This is a genomic window from Enterobacter cloacae complex sp. IR5441 (genome assembly GCF_049238215.1).
GTDB lineage: Bacteria > Pseudomonadota > Gammaproteobacteria > Enterobacterales > Enterobacteriaceae > Enterobacter > Enterobacter hormaechei_C.
Window position 1 is genome coordinate 137,120 of record NZ_JBMKIA010000009.1, and the last position, 21,418, is coordinate 158,537.

Genomic DNA, 21,418 nt, shown 5'->3' on the forward strand with positions numbered 1-21,418 from the left:
TTATATGGCTGGCTGGCATCTTGATACCAAAATGGCGCAGGATATCGTGGCGCGAACCATGCGCATCATTGATACCAATATCAACGTAATGGATGCCCGCGGGCGCATTATCGGCAGCGGCGATCGTGAGCGTATTGGGGAATTGCACGAAGGGGCGTTGCTGGTGCTCTCTCAGGGGCGCGTGGTCGACATCGATGACGCCGTGGCGAAACATCTGCACGGGGTCCGTCAGGGGATCAACCTGCCGCTGCGTCTGGAAGGAGAGATTGTTGGCGTTATCGGTCTGACCGGCGACCCTGAATCGCTGCGTAAATACGGTGAGCTGGTCTGCATGACGGCGGAGATGATGCTGGAGCAGTCGCGTCTGATGCACCTGCTCGCCCAGGACAGCCGCCTGCGTGAAGAGCTGGTGATGAATTTGATTCAGGCTGAGGAGCACACGCCTGCCCTGAGCGAATGGGCGCAGCGTCTGGGTATCGACCTGAATCAGCCGCGCGTGGTCGCCGTTATTGAGGTGGATAGCGGCCAGCTTGGTGTGGACAGCGCCATGGTGGAGCTACAGCAGCTGCAAAACATGCTGGCGACGCCGGAGCGTAACAACCTGGTGGCGATTGTCTCTTTGACGGAAATGGTGGTGCTCAAGCCTGCGCTTAATCAGTTTGGTCGCTGGGACGCGGAAGATCATCGTCGCCGCGTTGAGCTGCTCATCGAGCGTATGAAGGAGAACGGACAGCTCCGTTTTCGCGTCGCGCTGGGAAATTACTTTACCGGGCCGGGAAGTATTGCCCGTTCATGGCGAACGGCGCGCACCACCATGATGGTAGGGAAACAGCGCATGCCGGACAGCCGCAGTTATTTCTATCAGGATCTGATGCTGCCGGTCCTGCTCGACAGCCTGCGCGGCGGCTGGCAGGCCAACGAGCTGGCGCGTCCGCTGGTGCGTCTGAAAGCAATGGACAACAACGGGCTGCTGCGCCGCACGTTGCAGGCGTGGTTCCGGCATAACGTGCAGCCGCTGGCAACGTCAAAAGCGCTGTTTATTCACCGTAATACGCTGGAGTATCGGCTTAACCGGATCTCGGAACTGACGGGGCTGGATTTAGGGAATTTTGACGACCGGCTACTGCTGTATGTGGCGTTGCAGCTGGATGAACAGAGATGATGCTGTTTGCCGGGTGGCGGCTTCGCCTTACCCGGCCTACATGCGTTCGTAGGCCCGGTAAGCGAAGCGCCACCGGGCAATAAAACGGCTCATTTGTTACGCGTCAATTTCTCAAGATCCGCTTCAATCTCGCTGATCTTATTGGTGACTACGCTTTCCAGGTGACGCAGGTCGTCAAGGATCTTACGTTTCAGATCGACTTCGCTGCGATCGCGCTGGCAGATTTGATCGAGTTCGTCGATCACGTAGCGCAGGTTAGGGCTGATTTCCTGTACTTCTTTATATCCCTGACCGATACCATCAGCGACAACGGTCTTACGCTGGCGAGGGTATTTAAACTTCACGCTTTTGGCGAAGAACTCTCCTTTGTCCTTGTGAAAATAGATTTTCAAAATATCGTTATTGGCTTCCTGGCGGAGACTATAACGATCAATTTCATCAGGATTGGTAATGCCCAGACTTTTCAGATTATCGTACATAGCGGTACCCTTGATCTCAACATAACCTATGAATAATTAACGAAAAAATCTATTTTCGCCACCTTCGGATATAAAAAAAGCGGGGTTGCCCCCGCTTTTTGTTATACCCGATTAATCGATGGTGCGCAGCAGTTCATTGATGCCCACTTTACCGCGCGTTTTCGCGTCCACTTTTTTCACGATGACCGCGCAATACAGGCTGTATTTGCCATCTTTAGACGGCAGGTTGCCGGAAACCACAACGGAACCAGCTGGAACGCGGCCGTAGTGAATTTCACCGGTTTCGCGATCGTAAATACGGGTGCTCTGGCCAATATAAACGCCCATGGAGATCACAGAACCTTCTTCGACGATCACGCCTTCAACCACTTCGGAACGTGCGCCGATGAAGCAGTTGTCTTCGATGATGGTTGGGTTAGCCTGAAGTGGCTCAAGAACGCCACCGATGCCCACACCGCCGGACAGGTGAACGTTTTTACCGATCTGCGCGCAGGAGCCGACGGTAGCCCAGGTGTCCACCATGGTGCCTTCGTCAACGTAGGCGCCGATGTTCACGTAGGATGGCATCAGCACGGTGTTGCGTGCGATGAAGGCACCCTGACGAACGGCCGCCGGTGGTACTACGCGGAAGCCCTCTTTCTGGAAGCGCGCTTCGTCGTAATCCGCAAATTTCATTGGCACTTTATCGAAGTAGCGGCTTTCTGCTCCGTCGATAACCTGGTTATCGTTGATGCGGAAAGAGAGCAGCACAGCTTTCTTCAGCCATTGATGAGTAACCCACTGACCGTCGATTTTTTCTGCCACGCGCAGCGCGCCGGAATCCAGCAGGGAAATAACCTGGTTTACCGCTTCACGGGTCACGGTATCCACATTTGCCGGAGTGATGTCGGCGCGACGCTCAAAAGCGGACTCAATAACGTTCTGTAACTGCTGCATTGTTTACTCTTTCCATTTCACTAAAAAACACGTCACCCTTTATCGTTTGGATTGAGGGCTGCTGTCAACCGTTGTTGCACTTCAAGTTGCAGGTCATTATTAAGGGCACGCCGGTCGGCCGTCGCGATTATAAATAAATCTTCTACTCGTTCGCCAATGGTTGTAATTCGGGCGCCGTGAAGCGAAATTCCCAGATCGGCAAAAACCTGACCGACGCGGGCGAGCAGCCCTGGCTGGTCGAGCGCAATCAGCTCAAGGAACGATTTACGGTCGGTATGGGTCGGCAGGAAATTGACCTCGGTATCGACGGTAAAGTGGCGCAGTTTTGCCGCCTGACGACGCGGCTGCGGAGGTTGCCAGCTGCGCTGCGTAATCGCCTGCTCGAGGCCAAAGCGTATCCCCTCATGCCTGTCCGACGACAGCGGGCTGCCGTCCGGCTCCAGCACAATAAAGGTGTCCATCGCCATGCCGTCGCGGGTGGTAAAAATCTGCGCGTCGTGCACGCTCAGGTTACGCCTGTCCAGCTCGGCACAGACCGCTGCAAACAAATAAGGCCGGTCCGGGCTCCAGATGAAAATTTCCGTCCCGCCGCGCGTGGCCTGCGGGCTGAGCAGAATCATCGGTTTTGTCAGGTCGTGCTTCAGCAGATGCCGGGCGTGCCAGGCAAGCTGGTTTGGGCTGTGGCGCACAAAGTAGTTGGCGCGACAGCGCGCCCAAATCTGATGCAGCGCCTCTTCGTTGATGTTATCCATGCGCAGCAGAGCCAGCGCCTGCAACTGATGGTGGCGCACACGCTCACGCATGTCGGGGGTGTTCTGCATCCCGCGACGCAGCTGTTTTTCGGTGGCGAAGTAGAGTTCGCGCAGCAGGCTCTGCTTCCAGCTGTTCCACAGGGTTTCGTTGGTGGCGCAGATATCGGCTACCGTCAGGCAGACCAGGTAGCGCAGGCGGTTCTCCGTTTGCACTTCCTCGGCGAACTGCTTGATCACTTCCGGATCCTGAATATCACGACGCTGAGCGGTAACTGACATCAGCAGATGATGGCGAACCAGCCAGGCGATAAGCTGCGTTTCACGCGAGTTCAGGCCGTGCAGCTCGGCAAATTTCAGCACGTCCTGGGCACCGAGCACGGAGTGGTCGCCGCCGCGACCTTTGGCGATATCATGGAACAGGGCGGCGATCAGGATCAGCTCCGGGTGCGCCAGACGTGGCCACAGATCAACGCACAGCGGATGGCGGGATCGCGTCTCTTCTTTAGCGAAGCTTTCCAGCTTCAGCATGACGCGGATCGTGTGCTCATCTACCGTATAGGCGTGAAACAGGTCGAACTGCATCTGCCCGACAATATGCGACCACTGGGGCATATAGGCCCACAATACGCTGTGACGATGCATCGGCAGCAGACCGCGGCTGACGGCGCCCGGATGACGAAGCATGCTCAGGAACAGCGAGCGCGCCTCCGGGATGTAACACAGCGGCTGCTTCAGATGGCGTCGTGCATGGCGCAGATGACGCAGGGTGGTGGAGTAGATCCCGGTGATCGTGCTGTTGCGCACCATGGTGTAGAACATTCGCAGGATCGCTTCCGGTTCGCGGATGAACAGCGTTTCGTCGCGCAGATCGATAAGCGTGCCGCGCAGCTGAAATTCGTCATCAATCGGACGCGGTTTTTCGTCTGCCGTCAGCGCGAGGATCGCCTCATCGAACAGCTGTAACAGCATCTGGTTTAGCTCAGAGACGCGGCGGGTGACGCGGAAGAAATCCTTCATCATTTGCTCGACCGGCTCGTTGCCCTCGCCCTGGTAATTCAGGCGCTGCGCCACGCTGAGCTGTCGGTCAAACAGCAGGCGGTTATCGTAGCGGGTGACTTCCAGGTGCAGGGCAAAACGGATGCGCCACAGCAGATGCAGACATTCATTGAGTTCGTTACGTTCGGCTTCGGTCAGAAAACCAAAACCGACCATTTCGTCCAGCGATGTTGCTCCAAAATGTCGACGGGCGACCCATTGCAGCGTGTGGATATCGCGCAGGCCACCGGGGCTGCTTTTAATATCCGGTTCGAGATTATAGCTGGTACCGTGATAGCGCTGGTGGCGCTGGTTTTGTTCTTCGACTTTCGCGGCGAAGAATTTTTCCGAAGGCCAGAAGCCGTCGCTAAAGATGTGCTTTTGCAGTTCGAGGAACAGCGCAACGTCGCCAATCAGCAGGCGGGTTTCAATCAGGTTGGTGGCGACGGTCAGGTCAGATAACCCTTCCAGCAGACACTCTTCCAGCGTGCGTACGCTGTGGCCCACTTCCAGCTTTACGTCCCAGAGCAGGGTCAACAGTTCACCGATTTTCTGCGCCCGATCGTCCGGCAGTTTTTTACGGCTTAAGATCAGCAGGTCGATATCAGAGAGTGGATGCAGTTCACCCCGGCCATAGCCGCCGACCGCAACCAGCGCGACGTCGCTCACCTGTCCGAAACCGTAGTCGATCCACAGACGTTGCAGGAGCTGGTCGATAAATTCGGTGCGCGCTTCAATGAGCTGTTCGGCCGAAACGCCTGCGTCAAATGCGCTACCCAGCCAGCGATGGAAAACCTCCATGTGGGCTTTGATATGCGCGCAGGTCAGCTCATGCGGTGGCCAGACGCCCGGGTTATCAGGCTGGTCGGGGAGGGTGGGAAGTGCTGTGTTAGCATACTGTTCGGGTAAGAGATTACTCATCGTGCGCCACCCATAAGAAAAAGCTATCGCCATTAAAAAAGCCGGCATTCGCCGGCTTCTTATCACTCAATGTTCGTCAGTATCGCCGGGATGGTGTCATCCTTGCGCAACGTCATAATTTCGCAGCCGTTGTCTGTAACCACAATAGTATGCTCGTACTGAGCAGACAAGCTTCTGTCTTTGGTTTTTACCGTCCAGCCATCTTTCATGGTACGGATGCGGTAATCACCCGCGTTGACCATTGGTTCGATAGTGAAGGTCATGCCCTTTTGCAGTACTACGCCACCGTCGTCAGCATCGTAGTGCAGAACCTGCGGTTCTTCATGGAACACACGACCAATACCGTGACCGCAATATTCGCGCACCACGGAGAAACCTTCCGCTTCCACAAATTTCTGGATTGCGGCGCCGATGGTGCGCAGGCGGATGCCCGGCTTCACCATTTTCAGCGCCAGGTAGAGGCTCTCTTGCGTCACTTTGCACAGACGCTCGCCCAGAATCGTTGGCTTGCCAACGATGAACATCTTAGAAGTGTCGCCGTGGTACTCGTCTTTAATCACGGTCACGTCGATGTTGACGATGTCGCCATCTTTCAGCAGCTTCTCGTCATCCGGAATGCCGTGGCAAACCACTTCATTAATAGAGATGCAGACGGATTTCGGGAAACCGTGATAGCCAAGGCAGGCGGAGACCGCGTGCTGCTCGTTGACGATATAGTCGTTACAGATGCGATCCAGTTCGCCAGTGCTGACGCCCGGTTTCACAAACGGCTCGATCATTTCCAGCACGTCCGCGGCCAGACGACCGGCGACGCGCATCTTTTCAATTTCTTCAGGTGTCTTAATAGAGATAGCCATGTAATCTGTCCATCGGTGTCGATTTTTTCGACAATACTAGTGTAAGTGTTGTCAATGGTATCAGTCAGGCGCACCCCGTGCCAAATTGAGAATCATTAACAGCACACTCCGCCAACAATTATTGGTTTCTGGCCGTGTTTTGTGATATAAAGCGCGCCGGACTTCCGATCCATCTCAGATACACAGGCTGGACGGGAGCGACAAATCTCACTTTGTGTAACAACACACACGTATCGGCACATATTCCGGGGTGCCCTTCGGGGTCGGTAATATGGGATACGTGGAGGCATAACCCCAACTTTCAATATAGAGGTTTTAAACATGGCAACTGTTTCCATGCGCGACATGCTCAAGGCTGGTGTTCACTTCGGTCACCAGACCCGTTACTGGAACCCGAAAATGAAGCCTTTCATCTTCGGCGCACGTAACAAAGTTCACATCATCAACCTTGAGAAGACTGTACCAATGTTCAACGAAGCCCTGGCTGAGCTGAACAAGATCTCTTCCCGTAAAGGTAAGATTCTGTTCGTTGGTACTAAGCGCGCTGCAAGCGAAGCTGTGAAAGATGCTGCTAACAGCTGCGACCAGTTCTTCGTGAACCATCGCTGGTTGGGCGGCATGCTGACCAACTGGAAAACTGTTCGTCAGTCCATCAAGCGCCTGAAAGATCTGGAAACCCAGTCTCAGGACGGTACTTTCGATAAGCTGACTAAGAAAGAAGCGCTGATGCGTACTCGTGAACTGGACAAGCTGGAAAACAGCCTGGGCGGTATCAAAGATATGGGCGGCCTGCCAGACGCGCTGTTCGTAATCGATGCAGACCACGAGCACATCGCAATCAAAGAAGCTAACAACCTGGGTATCCCGGTATTCGCTATCGTTGATACCAACTCCGATCCGGACGGTGTTGACTTCGTTATCCCGGGTAACGACGACGCAATCCGTGCTGTTAGCCTGTACCTGAGCGCTGTAGCTGCTACCGTTCGTGAAGGCCGTTCCCAGGATCTGGCTTCTCAGGCGGAAGAAAGCTTCGTAGAAGCTGAATAATAAGGTTTTACCCCTTATTAGTACCGTGTATGAATAGGGGCCCATTATCGGCCCCTTTTTTCAATTTATACTGTTTGGCTCCCGGCCGGGCAGTTCACATCTCCCGAGGATTTAAGAATGGCTGAAATTACCGCATCCCTGGTAAAAGAGCTGCGTGAGCGTACTAGCGCAGGCATGATGGATTGCAAAAAAGCGCTGACCGAAGCGAACGGCGACATCGAGCTGGCAATCGAAAACATGCGTAAATCCGGTGCGATCAAAGCAGCTAAGAAAGCAGGCAACGTTGCTGCTGACGGCGTGATCATCACCAAAATCGACGGCAACTACGGCATCATCCTGGAAGTTAACTGCCAGACTGACTTCGTTGCTAAAGATGCTGGTTTCCAGGCATTTGCTAACAAAGTTCTGGACGCAGCGGTTGCAGGCAAAATCACTGACGTTGAAGTTCTGAAAGCACAGTTCGAAGAAGAGCGTGTAGCGCTGGTTGCTAAAATCGGTGAGAACATCAACATCCGTCGCGTTTCTTCCCTGGAAGGCGATGTTCTGGGCTCTTACCAGCACGGCGCGCGTATCGGTGTTCTGGTTGCGGCTAAAGGCGCTGACGAAGAGCTGGTTAAACAGCTGGCAATGCACATCGCTGCAAGCAAACCAGAATTCGTTAAGCCAGAAGACGTGTCTGCTGAAGTGGTAGAGAAAGAGTACCAGGTTCAGCTGGACATCGCGATGCAGTCTGGTAAGCCAAAAGAAATCGCAGAGAAAATGGTTGAAGGCCGCATGAAGAAATTCACCGGCGAAGTTTCTCTGACTGGCCAGCCTTTCGTAATGGATCCAAGCAAGTCTGTTGCTCAGCTGCTGAAAGAGCACAACGCTGATGTAACTGGCTTCATCCGCTTCGAAGTGGGCGAAGGCATCGAGAAAGTTGAGACTGACTTCGCAGCAGAAGTTGCTGCAATGTCCAAGCAGTCTTAATGATTGAAAAGGAGCCGCCTGAGGGCGGCTTCTTTTTGTCACCCGTCTCACGAAATCAGACAGGCTCCAGTATCGCTGTGCTGATTTGCGACATATCATGTCGCCAGAATTAACCCCATCTTAATCGTTGACAGTCTCAGGAAAGAAACATGGCTACCAATGCAAAACCCGTGTACAAACGCATTCTGCTTAAGCTGAGTGGCGAAGCGCTGCAAGGATCGGAAGGCTTCGGTATTGACGCAAGCATCCTTGATCGCATGGCACAGGAAATCAAAGAACTGGTCGAACTGGGTATTCAGGTTGGCGTGGTCATTGGCGGTGGCAACCTTTTCCGTGGTGCTGGTCTGGCGAAAGCGGGGATGAACCGCGTAGTGGGCGACCACATGGGTATGCTGGCAACCGTGATGAATGGCCTGGCGATGCGTGATGCGCTTCATCGCGCCTATGTGAACGCTCGCCTGATGTCCGCTATTCCTTTGAATGGCGTATGCGATAACTACAGCTGGGCAGAGGCCATCAGCCTGCTGCGCAACAACCGCGTGGTGATCCTCTCCGCCGGTACGGGTAACCCGTTCTTTACCACCGATTCCGCAGCCTGCCTGCGCGGTATCGAAATCGAAGCCGATGTGGTGCTGAAAGCGACCAAAGTAGATGGCGTGTTTACTGCCGACCCGGCAAAAGATCCTTCAGCGACCATGTACGATCAGCTGACCTACAGCGAAGTGCTGGAAAAAGAGCTGAAAGTGATGGATCTTGCCGCCTTTACGCTGGCTCGTGACCACAAACTACCGATCCGTGTCTTCAACATGAACAAGCCTGGCGCGCTGCGTCGCGTTGTTATGGGCGAAAAAGAAGGCACTTTGATCACGGAATAATTTCCGTCGGCGATAAATACAGGTAAGATTCCGCTTTATTTCGACGTGGTATCTTACCCGGGCGCGCCTTTGGCGTTGTCATGAATTAAACGCGACTATACTTAGCACACCTGTAGCGCTGTGCTGGCGGATAGTCTGCCTGAGACAAGTTTTCAAGGATCCGTAACGTGATTAACGACATCAGAAAAGATGCTGAAGTACGCATGGAAAAATGCGTAGAAGCGTTCAAAAACCAAATCAGCAAAATCCGTACTGGCCGTGCTTCCCCAAGCCTGCTGGATGGCATCATCGTAGAATATTACGGTACGCCAACGCCTCTGCGTCAGCTGGCGAGCGTGACGGTAGAAGATACCCGTACCCTGAAAATCAACGTGTTCGACCGCTCAATGAGCCCGGCCGTTGAAAAAGCGATCATGGCATCCGACCTGGGTCTGAACCCAAGCTCAGCCGGCGCGGATATTCGCGTTCCACTGCCTCCGCTGACGGAAGAGCGTCGTAAAGACCTGATCAAAGTAGTTCGTGGTGAAGCTGAACAGGGTCGTGTTTCCGTACGTAACGTGCGTCGCGATGCGAACGATAAAGTGAAAGCCCTGCTGAAAGAAAAAGAGATCAGCGAAGACGACGATCGTCGTTCTCAGGACGACATTCAGAAAATGACCGACGCGGCCATCAAGAAAATTGATGCGGCGCTGGCAGAAAAAGAAGCGGAACTGATGCAGTTCTGATTTTCGCTGTACACTGATAAACGCCGTTCAGAAGGACATTGAGTCTTGCTGGCGGCGTTTTGCTTTTATCTGGTCTAACTTTTGGGCATCTCATGAAGCATCTCACTCTCCTCGGCTCGACCGGCTCTATCGGTTGCAGCACTCTCGACGTTGTACGTCATAATCCTGACAGCTACACCGTGGCCGCGCTTGTGGCCGGAAAAAACGTGCAGCGAATGGTCGAACAGTGCCTGGAGTTTACCCCCCGTTTTGCGGTGATGGATGACGAAGAGAGCGCCCGCCAGGTGAAAACGCTGTTGCAGGAGAAGGGCTGCCGTACCGAGGTACTCAGCGGGCAACAGGCGGCGTGCGATATGGCCGCGCTTGATGAAGTTGATCAGGTCATGGCGGCAATCGTCGGGGCGGCGGGTCTTCTGCCGACGCTTGCCGCTATTGATGCGGGTAAAGATGTCCTGCTTGCGAACAAAGAGTCGCTGGTCACCTGCGGACGCCTCTTTATGGAAGCGGTAAAACAGCGTGGGGCGCGTCTTTTGCCGGTCGATAGCGAACACAACGCGATTTTTCAGAGTTTACCTCAACCTTTTCAACAAAACCTGGGGTACGCTGACCTGGAGCAGAATGGCGTTGTGTCGATTCTGCTTACCGGGTCTGGTGGCCCGTTCCGTGAAACGCCACTGTCTGAATTGAGCGCAATGACGCCGGATCAGGCGTGTCGTCATCCGAACTGGTCAATGGGGCGTAAGATCTCCGTCGATTCGGCCACCATGATGAACAAAGGTCTGGAATACATTGAAGCTCGCTGGCTGTTCAATGCGTCGGCGAAACAGATGGAAGTGCTGATCCACCCGCAGTCGGTGATTCACTCGATGGTGCGCTATCAGGACGGCAGCGTGCTGGCCCAGCTGGGCGAACCGGATATGCGTACGCCTATTGCTCATACGATGGCGTGGCCAAACCGCGTAAAATCGGGCGTTAAGCCTCTCGATTTTTGTAAGCTGAGTTCACTGACGTTTAGCGAGCCTGATTACGACCGTTATCCCTGTCTGAAACTGGCGATGACGGCCTTCGATCAGGGGCAGGCGGCGACAACGGCGCTTAATGCAGCCAATGAAGTGACCGTTGAAGCATTCCTGAATCAGCAGATCCGCTTTACTGACATCGCCGCGTTGAATTTATCCGTGCTGGAGATAATGGATTTGCGTGAGCCGCAGAGCGTGGAAGAGGTGCTGGCCGTGGATGAACAGGCACGCATTGTTGCGCGTAAACAGGTGACACGTCTCGCAAGCTGGTGATAAAGCAAGCACTAGTCGTCGTGCTATTTGTTAGCGTTGGGCTTCAGTGATATAGTCTGCGCCACCTGATCGCAGGTATTTGGCTTTAAGTGGTCAGGTAAGCCGTGGTTTGACACGGCTTTTTTATGTATAGGCTTCAGTATTCCTGTGTACCGTTAAATCCTTTCAGGGACTAAAAACGCGTTATGTTGTCTGCGAATCAACCAATAAGCGAAAACTTGCCAGCACATGGCTGTCGCCATGTTGCAATCATCATGGATGGCAATGGCCGCTGGGCGAAAAGACAAGGGAAGATACGAGCCTTTGGGCATAAAGCTGGGGCGAAATCTGTTCGCCGCGCCGTCTCTTTTGCCGCCAATAACGGCATTGATGCGTTAACGCTCTATGCTTTTAGCAGTGAGAACTGGAATCGACCTGCGCAGGAAGTGACTGCGTTGATGGAACTGTTCGTGTGGGCGCTCGATAGTGAAGTAAAAAGCCTGCACCGCCACAACGTCCGCTTGCGTATTATTGGCGAAACCAGTCGCTTTAACTCACGTTTGCAGGAACGGATTCGCAAAGCAGAAGCGCTGACGGAAAATAATACCGGCCTGACGCTCAATATCGCGGCGAATTACGGCGGACGCTGGGATATTATCCAGGGGGTTCGGCATTTGGCTGAGCAGGTTCAGGAAGGGCTGTTAAGACCCGACCAGATTGATGAAGAGGCGCTGAGTCAGCAAATCTGCATGAATGAACTGGCACCCGTGGATTTGGTTATAAGGACAGGGGGGGAACATCGCATAAGTAACTTTTTGCTGTGGCAAATTGCCTACGCCGAACTTTACTTTACGGATGTTCTTTGGCCAGATTTTGATGAACAAGACTTTGAAGGTGCGCTGCATGCCTTTGCCAATCGAGAGCGTCGTTTCGGCGGCACCGAGCCTGGTGGCGATAACGCCTGATGGGGGTAGCTTTTGCTGAAGTATCGCCTGATTTCCGCTTTTGTATTAATACCCGTCGTCATCGCAGCGCTGTTTTTACTGCCTCCGGTGGGATTCGCTATTGTTACGCTGGTGGTGTGTATGCTCGCCGCGTGGGAATGGGGGCAGCTTAGCGGCTTTACCTCGCGCACTCAGCGGGTATGGCTGGCGGTACTCTGTGGTTTTTTACTGGCCCTGATGCTGTATACCTTGCCTGAATATCATCATGATGTTCACCAGCCGCTGGTTGCCGGATCCTTATGGATATCGCTGGCCTGGTGGATTGCTGCGCTTGTTTTAGTGCTTTTCTATCCGGGCTCTGCGGCGATCTGGCGCAACTCTAAAGTGTTGCGCCTTATTTTTGGTCTGCTCACGATTGTTCCGTTTTTCTGGGGAATGGTTGCGTTGCGCGCCTGGCACTATGACGAAAACCACTACAGCGGCGCGATATGGCTGCTTTATGTGATGATTCTCGTCTGGGGGGCTGACTCCGGGGCCTATATGTTTGGTAAACTGTTCGGCAAACATAAACTGGCGCCAAAGGTTTCTCCGGGCAAAACCTGGCAAGGCTTCATCGGCGGCCTGTTTACGGCAGCGATTATCTCCTGGGGCTATGGCGTCTGGGCGAATCTTGAGGTTGCCCCCTCCACGCTGCTGGTATGTTCGATTTTCGCGGCGCTGGCATCGGTGCTGGGTGATTTAACCGAGAGTATGTTTAAGCGTGAAGCAGGGATTAAGGACAGTGGTCACCTGATTCCAGGACATGGCGGAATACTGGATCGCATTGACAGCCTTACCGCGGCTGTTCCCGTATTTGCTTGCCTGCTTTTACTGGTGTTTGGGACGATATAACGGAAGGTTTTATGCTGAGCATTCTCTGGAATCTGGCGGCGTTCATTGTTGCACTGGGTGTACTGATTACCGTGCATGAATTTGGCCATTTCTGGGTTGCCCGGCGCTGTGGTGTGCGGGTGGAGCGATTCTCGATTGGCTTTGGCAAATCGCTCTGGAAGCGCACCGATAAGCATGGCACCGAGTTTGTCATTGCTCTGATTCCCCTGGGCGGCTATGTCAAAATGCTCGACGAACGCGTTGAGCCTGTCGCCCCGGAACTTCGCCATAGCGCGTTTAACAATAAAACTGTTGGACAACGTGCTGCCATCATCGCTGCCGGCCCGGTAGCCAATTTCATCTTCGCTATCTTCGCTTACTGGCTGGTGTTTATCATCGGCGTGCCTGGCGTGCGCCCGGTCGTGGGCGAAATCACTACGGGTTCTATTGCGGCAACGGCGCAAATTACACCGGGAATGGAACTTAAAGCGATTGATGGTATCGAAACCCCTGATTGGGATGCCGTGAGGTTACAACTGGTTGCCAAAATTGGTGATGAGCAGACAACCGTCAGCGTATCGCCATTTGGTTCCGACCAGCGGCAGGAAAAAGTGCTGGATTTACGCCACTGGCGCTTTGAGCCAGACAAAGAGGACCCTGTCGCCGCACTCGGGATTCGACCGCGCGGCGCGCAGATCGAGCCGGTATTAGCCGAAGTACAGGCCAAATCGGCAGCGAGTAAAGCAGGTTTACAAGCGGGTGACAGGATCGTTAAAGTCGATGGTCAGCCATTAACACAATGGATGACCTTTGTTACTCTGGTGCGCGATAATCCAGGCAAGCCGCTCGCGCTGGAAGTGGAAAGGCAGGGGAGTTCGCTCTCACTGACTCTCACCCCGGATACCAAATCGGGCGGCGGTAAGGCGGAAGGGTTTGCAGGCGTTGTGCCGAAAGTGATCCCACTGCCAGATGAGTACAAGACAATACGCCAGTATGGGCCGTTTAGCGCCATCGTTGAGGCCACGGATAAAACATGGCAGCTGATGAAGCTTACGGTCAACATGTTGGGGAAATTGATAACCGGTGATGTGAAACTGAACAACCTCAGTGGGCCAATTTCGATTGCTCAGGGGGCTGGGATGTCAGCGGAGTTCGGGGTGATTTACTATCTCATGTTCCTTGCGCTGATTAGCGTGAACCTGGGGATAATCAACCTGTTCCCGCTTCCCGTATTAGATGGGGGCCATCTGCTGTTTTTAGCGATTGAAAAGCTAAAAGGCGGACCGGTATCCGAGCGAGTTCAAGACTTTAGTTATCGCATTGGCTCGATTTTGCTGGTGCTGTTAATGGGGCTTGCACTTTTCAATGATTTCTCTCGGTTGTAAGAGAGTTAGTTAGGAAGAACGCATAATAACGATGGCGATGAAAAAGTTGCTCATAGCGTCGCTGCTGTTTAGCAGCGCGACCGTATACGGTGCTGACGGGTTCGTAGTGAAAGATATTCATTTCGAAGGCCTTCAGCGTGTCGCCGTTGGTGCGGCCCTCCTCAGTATGCCTGTGCGCCCCGGCGATACGGTTAATGATGAAGATATCAGTAACACCATCCGTGCTCTGTTTGCCACTGGCAACTTTGAGGACGTCCGCGTCCTGCGCGATGGTGATACGCTGGTGGTTCAGGTAAAAGAACGTCCAACGATTGCCAGCATCACTTTCTCCGGTAACAAATCGGTGAAAGACGACATGCTCAAGCAGAACCTTGAGGCATCGGGTGTTCGTGTGGGGGAATCTCTGGACCGCACAACCCTTGCAGACATTGAAAAAGGTCTGGAAGATTTCTACTACAGCGTCGGTAAATACAGCGCGAGCGTTAAAGCGGTTGTTACACCGCTGCCACGTAACCGTGTTGACCTGAAACTGGTCTTCCAGGAAGGTGTTTCTGCGAAGATCCAGCAGATCAACATCGTGGGTAACCACGCGTTCAGCACCGACGAACTGATCTCCAACTTCCAGCTGCGTGACGAAGTGCCGTGGTGGAACGTGGTAGGCGATCGTAAATACCAGAAACAGAAACTGGCGGGTGACCTTGAAACCCTGCGCAGCTACTATCTGGATCGCGGTTACGCCCGTTTCAACATCGATTCAACTCAGGTGAGTCTGACTCCGGACAAGAAAGGTATCTACATTACCGTTAACATCACAGAAGGCGATAAGTACACGCTTTCGGGTGTTGAAGTCAGCGGCAATCTGGCAGGACATTCAGCTGAAATTGAATCTCTGACCAAAATTCAGCCGGGCGATCTGTACAGCGGATCTAAAGTCACCAAAATGGAAGACAGCATTAAGAAGCTGCTCGGCCGTTATGGTTATGCGTATCCGCGTGTGCAAACGCAGCCGGAAATTAACGACACGGATAAAACCGTTAAGCTGCACGTTAACGTTGATGCGGGCAACCGCTTCTACGTGCGTAAGATCCGCTTCGAAGGTAACGATACCTCTAAAGACTCCGTTCTGCGCCGTGAAATGCGCCAGATGGAAGGGGCATGGCTGGGAAGCGATCTGGTAGATCAGGGTAAAGAGCGTCTGAACCGTCTGGGCTACTTCGAAACGGTCGATACCGATACTCAGCGTGTACCAGGTCGTCCGGATCAGGTTGATGTCGTTTATAAAGTTAAAGAACGCAATACCGGTAGCTTCAACTTCGGTATTGGTTACGGTACTGAAAGTGGCGTGAGCTTCCAGGTCGGTGTTCAGCAGGATAACTGGCTGGGTACGGGCTACTCTGTCGGTATCAACGGGACGAAAAACGACTACCAGACCTACTCTGAGTTCTCCGTTACCAACCCATACTTCACCGTTGACGGTGTAAGCCTGGGCGGTCGTATCTTCTATAACGACTTTAAAGCGGACGACGCGGACCTCTCCTCGTATACCAACAAGAGTTACGGTCTGGATGGTACGCTTGGCTTCCCGGTTAACGAATACAACACCTTGCGCGCAGGTTTAGGGTACGTGCATAACGACCTGTCCAACATGCAACCGCAGGTGGCGATGTGGCGTTACCTGGACTCCATCGGTCAGTCGGCGAGTACGTCCAGCGATGACAACGGTTTCGCCGCGGATGACTTCACCTTCAACTACGGTTGGACCTACAACCGTCTTGACCGTGGCTACTTCCCGACGGAAGGTTCACGCGTCAACCTGAACGGTAAAGTGACTATCCCGGGCTCGGATAACGAGTTCTACAAGGTCACGCTGGATACAGCGTCCTACTTCCCAATTGATGAAGATCACAAGTGGGTTGTTCTTGGTCGTACCCGTTGGGGTTATGGTGACGGTATTGGAAGCAAAGAACTGCCGTTCTATGAAAACTTCTACGCCGGTGGTTCAAGCACCGTGCGTGGCTTCCAGTCCAATAACATTGGTCCGAAAGCGGTTTATTACGGCGGTAATGACGAAGATAACTGCGCAAGCCGTGATCCTAAGCAAGTATGTAGCTCTGATGACGCAGTAGGTGGTAACGCTATGGCCGTGGCGAGCCTCGAGTTCATCACGCCTACGCCGTTTATCAGTGATAAGTATGCGAACTCCGTGCGTACCTCCTTCTTTATGGATGCAGGTACGGTGTGGGACACCAACTGGGAGAACACCGCCCAGATGCGTGCGGCGGGGGTTCCGGACTACAGCGATCCGAGCAACATTCGCATGTCCGCAGGTATCGCATTACAATGGATGTCACCGCTGGGGCCGTTGGTCTTCTCTTACGCCCAGCCGTTTAAGAAATACGATGGAGACAAAGCGGAGCAGTTCCAGTTTAACATTGGTAAAACCTGGTAATAATCCGCTGCAATGGAATGCGTTGGCAGTGTAGCGCTGACAACCGGCGATCGGTAACACGGTCGCCTTGCCACGCAAAGAACGGTACCCCTCGGGTGCCAATGGGATGGTAAGGAGTTAATTGTGAAAAAGTGGTTATTAGCTGCAGGTCTCGGTTTAGCGATGGCAACTTCTGCTCAGGCAGCGGATAAAATTGCAATCGTCAACATGGGTAATTTGTTCCAGCAGGTTGCACAGAAAACCGGTGTTTCTGCAACGCTGGAAAACGAATTCAAAGGCCGTGCGAGCGAACTGCAACGTATGGAAGGTGATCTTCAGTCCAAGATGCAGCGTCTTCAGCGTGATGGTTCTACCATGAAAGCGAGCGAGCGCAGCAAACTGGAAAAAGACGTCATGTCTCAGCGCCAGACCTTCTCTCAGAAAGCACAGGCTTTCGAGCAGGATCGTCAGCGTCGTTCTAACGAAGAGCGTGGCAAACTGGTGACGCGTATTCAGTCTGCCGTTAAAGCAGTAGCAGCCGATCAGAGCATCGATCTGGTTGTTGATGCGAACGCCGTTGCATTCAACAGCAGCGATGTTAAAGACATCACCGCTGATGTTCTGAAACAGGTTAAATAAGTAATGCCTTCAATTCGACTGGCTGATTTAGCTCAGCAGTTGGATGCAGAATTACACGGTGATGGCGATATTGTCATCACCGCTGTTGCGTCCATGCAATCTGCTAAAGCAGGCACTATTACCTTCATGGTAAGCCCTAAGTACCGTGAACACCTGGCCCAGTGCCAGGCGTCTGCCGTTGTGCTGACGCAGGACGATCTTCCGTTTGCCACTAGCGCTGCACTGGTAGTGAAAAATCCCTACCTGACCTATGCGCGCATGGCCCAAATTCTTGATACCACGCCGCAGCCGGCACAGAACATTGCAGCCAGTGCTGCGATTGATCCGACGGCTCAGCTGGGTAACAACGTATCAGTCGGCGCAAACGCCGTTATCGAATCCGGCGTTGTTTTGGGTGATAACGTGGTGATTGGCCCTGGCTGCTTTGTTGGAAAAAATACGAAAATTGGCGCAGGGTCTCGTCTGTGGGCCAATGTCTCTGTCTACCATGAGGTTGAGATTGGCGAGAGTTGTCTCGTACAGTCCAGCACGGTGATTGGTTCTGACGGATTTGGTTACGCCAACGATCGGGGTAACTGGGTTAAGATCCCTCAGCTGGGTCGCGTGATTATCGGCGATCGTGTGGAGATCGGCGCTTGTACAACTATCGACCGCGGTGCGCTTGACGACACCATTATTGGTAACGGTGTTATCATAGACAACCAGTGCCAGATTGCACATAACGTTGTGATTGGCGACAATACCGCAGTTGCGGGTGGTGTTATCATGGCAGGCAGCCTGAAAATTGGCCGTTACTGCATGATTGGCGGTGCCAGCGTGATCAATGGCCATATGGAAATATGCGACAAAGTCACGGTGACGGGGATGGGTATGGTGATGCGTCCAATCACTGAGCCTGGCGTTTATTCCTCAGGTATTCCGCTGCAACCGAACAAGGTCTGGCGTAAAACAGCTGCACTGGTGATGAATATTGATGATATGAGCAAGCGACTCAAAGCGATTGAGCGCAAAATCGATCAACAAGACTAAGCGTTCATCCGTTTAACGCTAAATTTCCCGGCCTGTCGGCTTTGTTTATAAACCGGCAGGCCGTGTTATTATTGCTACTTAGTACATTTGACAGGAAGAGTATTTTGACTACTGACACTCATACTCTGCATATTGAAGAGATTTTAGAACTTCTGCCGCACCGCTATCCGTTTTTACTGGTAGACCGTGTGCTGGATTTTGAAGAAGGTCGTTTTCTGCGCGCAGTGAAAAATGTCTCCGTTAACGAGCCGTTCTTCCAGGGGCACTTCCCTGGTAAGCCTATCTTCCCGGGTGTATTGATCCTGGAAGCGATGGCACAGGCTACCGGTATTCTGGCGTTTAAAAGCGTAGGTAAACTGGAACCGGGTGAACTCTATTACTTCGCGGGTATCGATGAAGCGCGCTTCAAGCGTCCGGTCGTGCCTGGTGATCAAATGATCATGGAAGTCACTTTTGAAAAAACGCGTCGCGGCCTGACTCGCTTCAAAGGCGTAGCTATGGTTGACGGCAAAGTTGTTTGCGAAGCGACAATGATGTGTGCGCGTAGCCGGGAGGCCTGATACGTGATTGATAAATCCGCCTTTATTCATCCTACCGCCATTGTGGAAACGGGTGCCATCATTGGTGCCAACGTCCACATTGGCCCGTTTTGTATTGTTGGACCCCATGTCGAAATTGGTGAGGGTACAGTACTGAAATCTCACGTTGTCGTGAATGGTCATACCACCATTGGCTGCAACAATGAGATCTATCAGTTCGCCTCCATCGGCGAAGTTAACCAGGATCTTAAGTATGCTGGCGAACCGACCCGCGTGGAAATCGGCGATCGTAACCGCATTCGCGAAAGCGTCACCATTCATCGTGGTACAACGCAAGGCGGTGGATTGACGAAGGTGGGCAGCGACAACCTGTTTATGGTTAATGCGCATATTGCGCACGACTGTACCGTGGGTAGCCGCTGTATTCTCGCCAACAACGCAACGCTGGCGGGACACGTATCGGTTGATGATTTCGCCATTATTGGCGGCATGACCGCAGTCCATCAGTTCTGCATCATTGGTGCACACGTGATGGTCGGCGGATGCTCCGGTGTGGCGCAGGACGTCCCACCGTTTGTGATTGCGCAGGGCAACCATGCCACGCCGTTTGGCGTGAACATCGAAGGTCTCAAGCGTCGTGGTTTTAGTCGCGAAGCGATTACTGCCATCCGCAACGCGTACAAACTGCTGTACCGTAGCGGTAAAACGCTGGAAGAGGCTAAGCCGGAAATTGCCGAGCTGGCGAATAAGCACCCTGAAGTGAAAACGTTCATGGAATTCTTTGAACGTTCAACCCGTGGTCTGATTCGTTAATGGTCGACAGTCGTCCGCTTACCATCGCCCTGGTCGCCGGAGAAACCTCCGGCGATATTCTTGGTGCAGGTCTTATCCGCGCGCTTAAAGCCCGTGTACCCAATGCTCGCTTTGTGGGCGTGGCTGGGCCGCTGATGCAGGCCGAAGGCTGTGAAGCCTGGTATGAAATGGAAGAGCTGGCTGTGATGGGCATCGTCGAGGTGCTGGGGCGCTTGCGTCGCCTGCTGCATATTCGCGCCGACCTTACCCGCCGCTTTACCGACCTTAAGCCCGATGTATTTGTCGGCATTGATGCGCCTGATTTCAATATTACCCTTGAAGGGAACCTGAAAAAGCAGGGGATCAAAACTATCCATTACGTCAGTCCGTCCGTGTGGGCGTGGCGACAGAAACGCGTTTTCAAAATCGGACGATCCACTAATCTGGTGCTGGCTTTTCTGCCTTTCGAAAAAGCGTTTTACGACAGATTTAATGTCCCGTGCCGTTTTATCGGTCATACCATGGCGGATGCCATGCCGCTGGATCCGGATAAAAACGCGGCGCGTGACGAACTGGGCATCCCGCATGATGTGCACTGTCTGGCGCTGCTGCCAGGGAGCCGGGGTGCGGAAGTTGAAATGCTCAGTGCCGATTTCCTGAAAACGGCGCAAATTCTTCGCAAGACTTACCCCGATCTTGAAGTGGTCGTGCCGCTGGTGAATGCCAAACGCCGCGAGCAGTTTGAGCGTATCAAAGCCGACGTCGCCCCGGATCTTCACGTCCGCCTGCTGGACGGAAAAGGGCGGCAAGCCATGTTTGCGAGTGATGCCGCACTGCTGGCTTCCGGCACGGCTGCTCTGGAGTGTATGCTGGCAAAATGCCCAATGGTGGTCGGTTATCGCATGAAGCCGTTTACCTTCTGGCTGGCAAAACGTCTGGTAAAAACAGATTACGTATCCCTGCCAAACCTGCTTGCGGGTCGCGAACTGGTGAAAGAGCTCTTGCAGGATGAATGCCAGCCGCAGGCACTGGCTGATGCATTACTGCCGCTGCTGGCCAACGGTAAAACCAGCCACCAGATGCATGATACCTTCCGTGAACTGCATCAACTGATCCGCTGTAATGCTGATGAGCAGGCGGCCGATGCGGTGCTGGAGTTAGCACAATGATGGAATTTATTTATCCCCATACCCACCTCGTTGCCGGTGTGGATGAAGTCGGTCGTGGCCCGTTAGTGGGTGCCGTTGTGACCGCGGCGGTGATCCTCGATCCAGCCCGCCCGATCGTTGGCCTGAACGACTCGAAAAAACTGAGTGAAAAGCGTCGCCTGGCGCTGTTCGATGAAATTAAAGAAAAGGCACTGGCCTGGAGTCTCGGGCGCGCAGAGCCGGATGAGATCGACGATCTGAACATTCTGCACGCCACCATGCTGGCGATGCAGCGTGCCGTTGCTGGCCTGAAGATTGTGCCTGAGTATGTGCTGATCGACGGTAACCGTTGCCCGGCGCTGCCGATGCCTTCCATGGCTGTTGTTAAAGGCGATAGACGCGTCGCAGAAATCAGTGCGGCGTCAATCATTGCCAAAGTGACGCGCGATGCCGAAATGGCCGCGCTGGACCTCACTTATCCCGCGTATGGTTTCGCCCAGCACAAGGGATATCCAACGGCTTTCCATCTGGAAAAGCTGGCTGAACATGGCGCAACTGAACATCATCGGCGCAGCTTTGGCCCGGTGAAACGCGCGCTGGGACTGGTGTCCTGAA

The 21,418-nt window shown here is 53.5% G+C and carries 20 protein-coding genes; 16 read left to right on the forward strand and 4 right to left on the reverse strand.

Going from position 1 to position 21,418, the window contains the following annotated elements; genetic code table 11:
* Positions 1–4: 4 nt before the first annotated feature.
* Entirely contained in the window at positions 5–1,162 is a 1,158-nt protein-coding gene (locus ACOTX5_RS12480) for a CdaR family transcriptional regulator (RefSeq protein ID WP_017694484.1), read from the forward strand.
* A gap of 89 nt (positions 1,163–1,251) precedes the next feature.
* Here the strand turns inward: ACOTX5_RS12480 and ACOTX5_RS12485 are convergent, their stop codons facing one another.
* The 4 genes from ACOTX5_RS12485 to map all read right to left on the reverse strand — a co-directional run bounded on the left by ACOTX5_RS12485 (position 1,252) and on the right by map (position 6,142).
* Positions 1,252–1,641 (reverse strand): DUF3461 family protein, encoded by a 390-nt coding sequence (locus ACOTX5_RS12485; protein WP_015572719.1) that lies wholly within the window; start codon positions 1,639–1,641, stop codon positions 1,252–1,254.
* Positions 1,642–1,752: 111 nt separating this feature from the next.
* The gene (gene dapD, locus ACOTX5_RS12490) at positions 1,753–2,577 is read right to left on the reverse strand and encodes a 2,3,4,5-tetrahydropyridine-2,6-dicarboxylate N-succinyltransferase (RefSeq protein ID WP_003856214.1); all 825 of its coding nucleotides are present in this window, start codon (positions 2,575–2,577) and stop codon (positions 1,753–1,755) included.
* Positions 2,578–2,609: 32 nt separating this feature from the next.
* Positions 2,610–5,285, reverse strand: a complete 2,676-nt coding sequence (gene glnD, locus ACOTX5_RS12495; RefSeq protein ID WP_003856210.1) for a bifunctional uridylyltransferase/uridylyl-removing protein GlnD — start codon at positions 5,283–5,285, stop codon at positions 2,610–2,612.
* A 62-nt stretch (positions 5,286–5,347) separates the two neighbouring features.
* A complete protein-coding gene (gene map / locus ACOTX5_RS12500) occupies positions 5,348–6,142 on the reverse strand; it encodes a type I methionyl aminopeptidase (protein ID WP_015572721.1) in 795 nt (264 codons plus the stop codon).
* A gap of 321 nt (positions 6,143–6,463) precedes the next feature.
* Here map and rpsB point away from each other — a divergent pair, with 321 nt between their 5' ends.
* From rpsB to rnhB, 15 genes are all read left to right on the forward strand, one after another.
* Positions 6,464–7,189 carry a 30S ribosomal protein S2 gene (rpsB, locus tag ACOTX5_RS12505; RefSeq protein ID WP_003856207.1) on the forward strand — a complete coding sequence of 242 codons (726 nt, stop codon included), beginning with the start codon at positions 6,464–6,466 and terminating at the stop codon, positions 7,187–7,189.
* A gap of 117 nt (positions 7,190–7,306) precedes the next feature.
* A complete protein-coding gene (gene tsf, locus ACOTX5_RS12510) occupies positions 7,307–8,158 on the forward strand; it encodes a translation elongation factor Ts (RefSeq protein ID WP_234101234.1) in 852 nt (283 codons plus the stop codon).
* Between the two features lie 149 nt (positions 8,159–8,307).
* The gene (gene pyrH / locus ACOTX5_RS12515; RefSeq protein ID WP_002889306.1) at positions 8,308–9,033 is read left to right on the forward strand and encodes a UMP kinase; all 726 of its coding nucleotides are present in this window, start codon (positions 8,308–8,310) and stop codon (positions 9,031–9,033) included.
* A 167-nt stretch (positions 9,034–9,200) separates the two neighbouring features.
* Positions 9,201–9,758 carry a ribosome recycling factor gene (gene frr, locus ACOTX5_RS12520; RefSeq protein ID WP_017383739.1) on the forward strand — a complete coding sequence of 186 codons (558 nt, stop codon included), beginning with the start codon at positions 9,201–9,203 and terminating at the stop codon, positions 9,756–9,758.
* A 92-nt stretch (positions 9,759–9,850) separates the two neighbouring features.
* Positions 9,851–11,050 carry a 1-deoxy-D-xylulose-5-phosphate reductoisomerase gene (gene ispC / locus ACOTX5_RS12525; RefSeq protein WP_063438909.1) on the forward strand — a complete coding sequence of 400 codons (1,200 nt, stop codon included), beginning with the start codon at positions 9,851–9,853 and terminating at the stop codon, positions 11,048–11,050.
* A 185-nt stretch (positions 11,051–11,235) separates the two neighbouring features.
* Positions 11,236–11,994 carry a (2E,6E)-farnesyl-diphosphate-specific ditrans,polycis-undecaprenyl-diphosphate synthase gene (gene ispU, locus ACOTX5_RS12530; RefSeq protein WP_003856176.1) on the forward strand — a complete coding sequence of 253 codons (759 nt, stop codon included), beginning with the start codon at positions 11,236–11,238 and terminating at the stop codon, positions 11,992–11,994.
* A 12-nt stretch (positions 11,995–12,006) separates the two neighbouring features.
* Positions 12,007–12,864 (forward strand): phosphatidate cytidylyltransferase, encoded by an 858-nt coding sequence (gene cdsA / locus ACOTX5_RS12535; protein ID WP_003856175.1) that lies wholly within the window; start codon positions 12,007–12,009, stop codon positions 12,862–12,864.
* An 11-nt stretch (positions 12,865–12,875) separates the two neighbouring features.
* On the forward strand, positions 12,876–14,228 hold the full coding sequence (gene rseP, locus ACOTX5_RS12540; RefSeq protein ID WP_023303108.1) for a sigma E protease regulator RseP: 1,353 nt from the start codon (positions 12,876–12,878) through the stop codon (positions 14,226–14,228).
* A 31-nt stretch (positions 14,229–14,259) separates the two neighbouring features.
* Positions 14,260–16,677, forward strand: coding sequence for an outer membrane protein assembly factor BamA (gene bamA, locus ACOTX5_RS12545; RefSeq protein WP_003856172.1), 2,418 nt, complete (start codon positions 14,260–14,262; stop codon positions 16,675–16,677).
* A gap of 123 nt (positions 16,678–16,800) precedes the next feature.
* Entirely contained in the window at positions 16,801–17,295 is a 495-nt protein-coding gene (skp, locus tag ACOTX5_RS12550; protein ID WP_006810039.1) for a molecular chaperone Skp, read from the forward strand.
* 3 nt (positions 17,296–17,298) lie between these two features.
* Complete coding sequence (gene lpxD, locus ACOTX5_RS12555; protein ID WP_045911038.1) at positions 17,299–18,324, forward strand: UDP-3-O-(3-hydroxymyristoyl)glucosamine N-acyltransferase; 1,026 nt, start codon at positions 17,299–17,301, stop codon at positions 18,322–18,324.
* Between the two features lie 104 nt (positions 18,325–18,428).
* Positions 18,429–18,884: a 3-hydroxyacyl-ACP dehydratase FabZ gene (gene fabZ / locus ACOTX5_RS12560; protein WP_003856165.1), complete on the forward strand. Its 456-nt coding sequence runs from the start codon at positions 18,429–18,431 to the stop codon at positions 18,882–18,884.
* Positions 18,885–18,887: 3 nt separating this feature from the next.
* Complete coding sequence (lpxA, locus tag ACOTX5_RS12565; protein ID WP_003856164.1) at positions 18,888–19,676, forward strand: acyl-ACP--UDP-N-acetylglucosamine O-acyltransferase; 789 nt, start codon at positions 18,888–18,890, stop codon at positions 19,674–19,676.
* Positions 19,676–20,824, forward strand: coding sequence for a lipid-A-disaccharide synthase (gene lpxB, locus ACOTX5_RS12570; protein ID WP_003856161.1), 1,149 nt, complete (start codon positions 19,676–19,678; stop codon positions 20,822–20,824). The genes lpxA and lpxB overlap by 1 nt, the downstream gene beginning before the upstream one ends.
* A complete protein-coding gene (gene rnhB / locus ACOTX5_RS12575) occupies positions 20,821–21,417 on the forward strand; it encodes a ribonuclease HII (protein ID WP_045911039.1) in 597 nt (198 codons plus the stop codon). The genes lpxB and rnhB overlap by 4 nt, the downstream gene beginning before the upstream one ends.
* The last annotated feature ends 1 nt before the right edge of the window (position 21,418 follow it).

Excerpts from the sequence above, each read along its gene's own strand:
- ACOTX5_RS12480 (WP_017694484.1), top strand. The coding sequence starts at position 5 with ATGGCTGGCTGGCATCTTGATACCAAAATGGCGCAGGATATCGTGGCG.
- ACOTX5_RS12485 (WP_015572719.1), bottom strand. The coding sequence starts at position 1,641 with ATGTACGATAATCTGAAAAGTCTGGGCATTACCAATCCTGATGAAATT.
- dapD (WP_003856214.1), bottom strand. The coding sequence starts at position 2,577 with ATGCAGCAGTTACAGAACGTTATTGAGTCCGCTTTTGAGCGTCGCGCC.
- glnD (WP_003856210.1), bottom strand. The coding sequence starts at position 5,285 with ATGAGTAATCTCTTACCCGAACAGTATGCTAACACAGCACTTCCCACC.
- map (WP_015572721.1), bottom strand. The coding sequence starts at position 6,142 with ATGGCTATCTCTATTAAGACACCTGAAGAAATTGAAAAGATGCGCGTC.
- rpsB (WP_003856207.1), top strand. The coding sequence starts at position 6,464 with ATGGCAACTGTTTCCATGCGCGACATGCTCAAGGCTGGTGTTCACTTC.
- tsf (WP_234101234.1), top strand. The coding sequence starts at position 7,307 with ATGGCTGAAATTACCGCATCCCTGGTAAAAGAGCTGCGTGAGCGTACT.
- pyrH (WP_002889306.1), top strand. The coding sequence starts at position 8,308 with ATGGCTACCAATGCAAAACCCGTGTACAAACGCATTCTGCTTAAGCTG.
- ispC (WP_063438909.1), top strand. The coding sequence starts at position 9,851 with ATGAAGCATCTCACTCTCCTCGGCTCGACCGGCTCTATCGGTTGCAGC.
- ispU (WP_003856176.1), top strand. The coding sequence starts at position 11,236 with ATGTTGTCTGCGAATCAACCAATAAGCGAAAACTTGCCAGCACATGGC.
- rseP (WP_023303108.1), top strand. The coding sequence starts at position 12,876 with ATGCTGAGCATTCTCTGGAATCTGGCGGCGTTCATTGTTGCACTGGGT.
- bamA (WP_003856172.1), top strand. The coding sequence starts at position 14,260 with ATGGCGATGAAAAAGTTGCTCATAGCGTCGCTGCTGTTTAGCAGCGCG.
- lpxD (WP_045911038.1), top strand. The coding sequence starts at position 17,299 with ATGCCTTCAATTCGACTGGCTGATTTAGCTCAGCAGTTGGATGCAGAA.
- lpxB (WP_003856161.1), top strand. The coding sequence starts at position 19,676 with ATGGTCGACAGTCGTCCGCTTACCATCGCCCTGGTCGCCGGAGAAACC.
- rnhB (WP_045911039.1), top strand. The coding sequence starts at position 20,821 with ATGATGGAATTTATTTATCCCCATACCCACCTCGTTGCCGGTGTGGAT.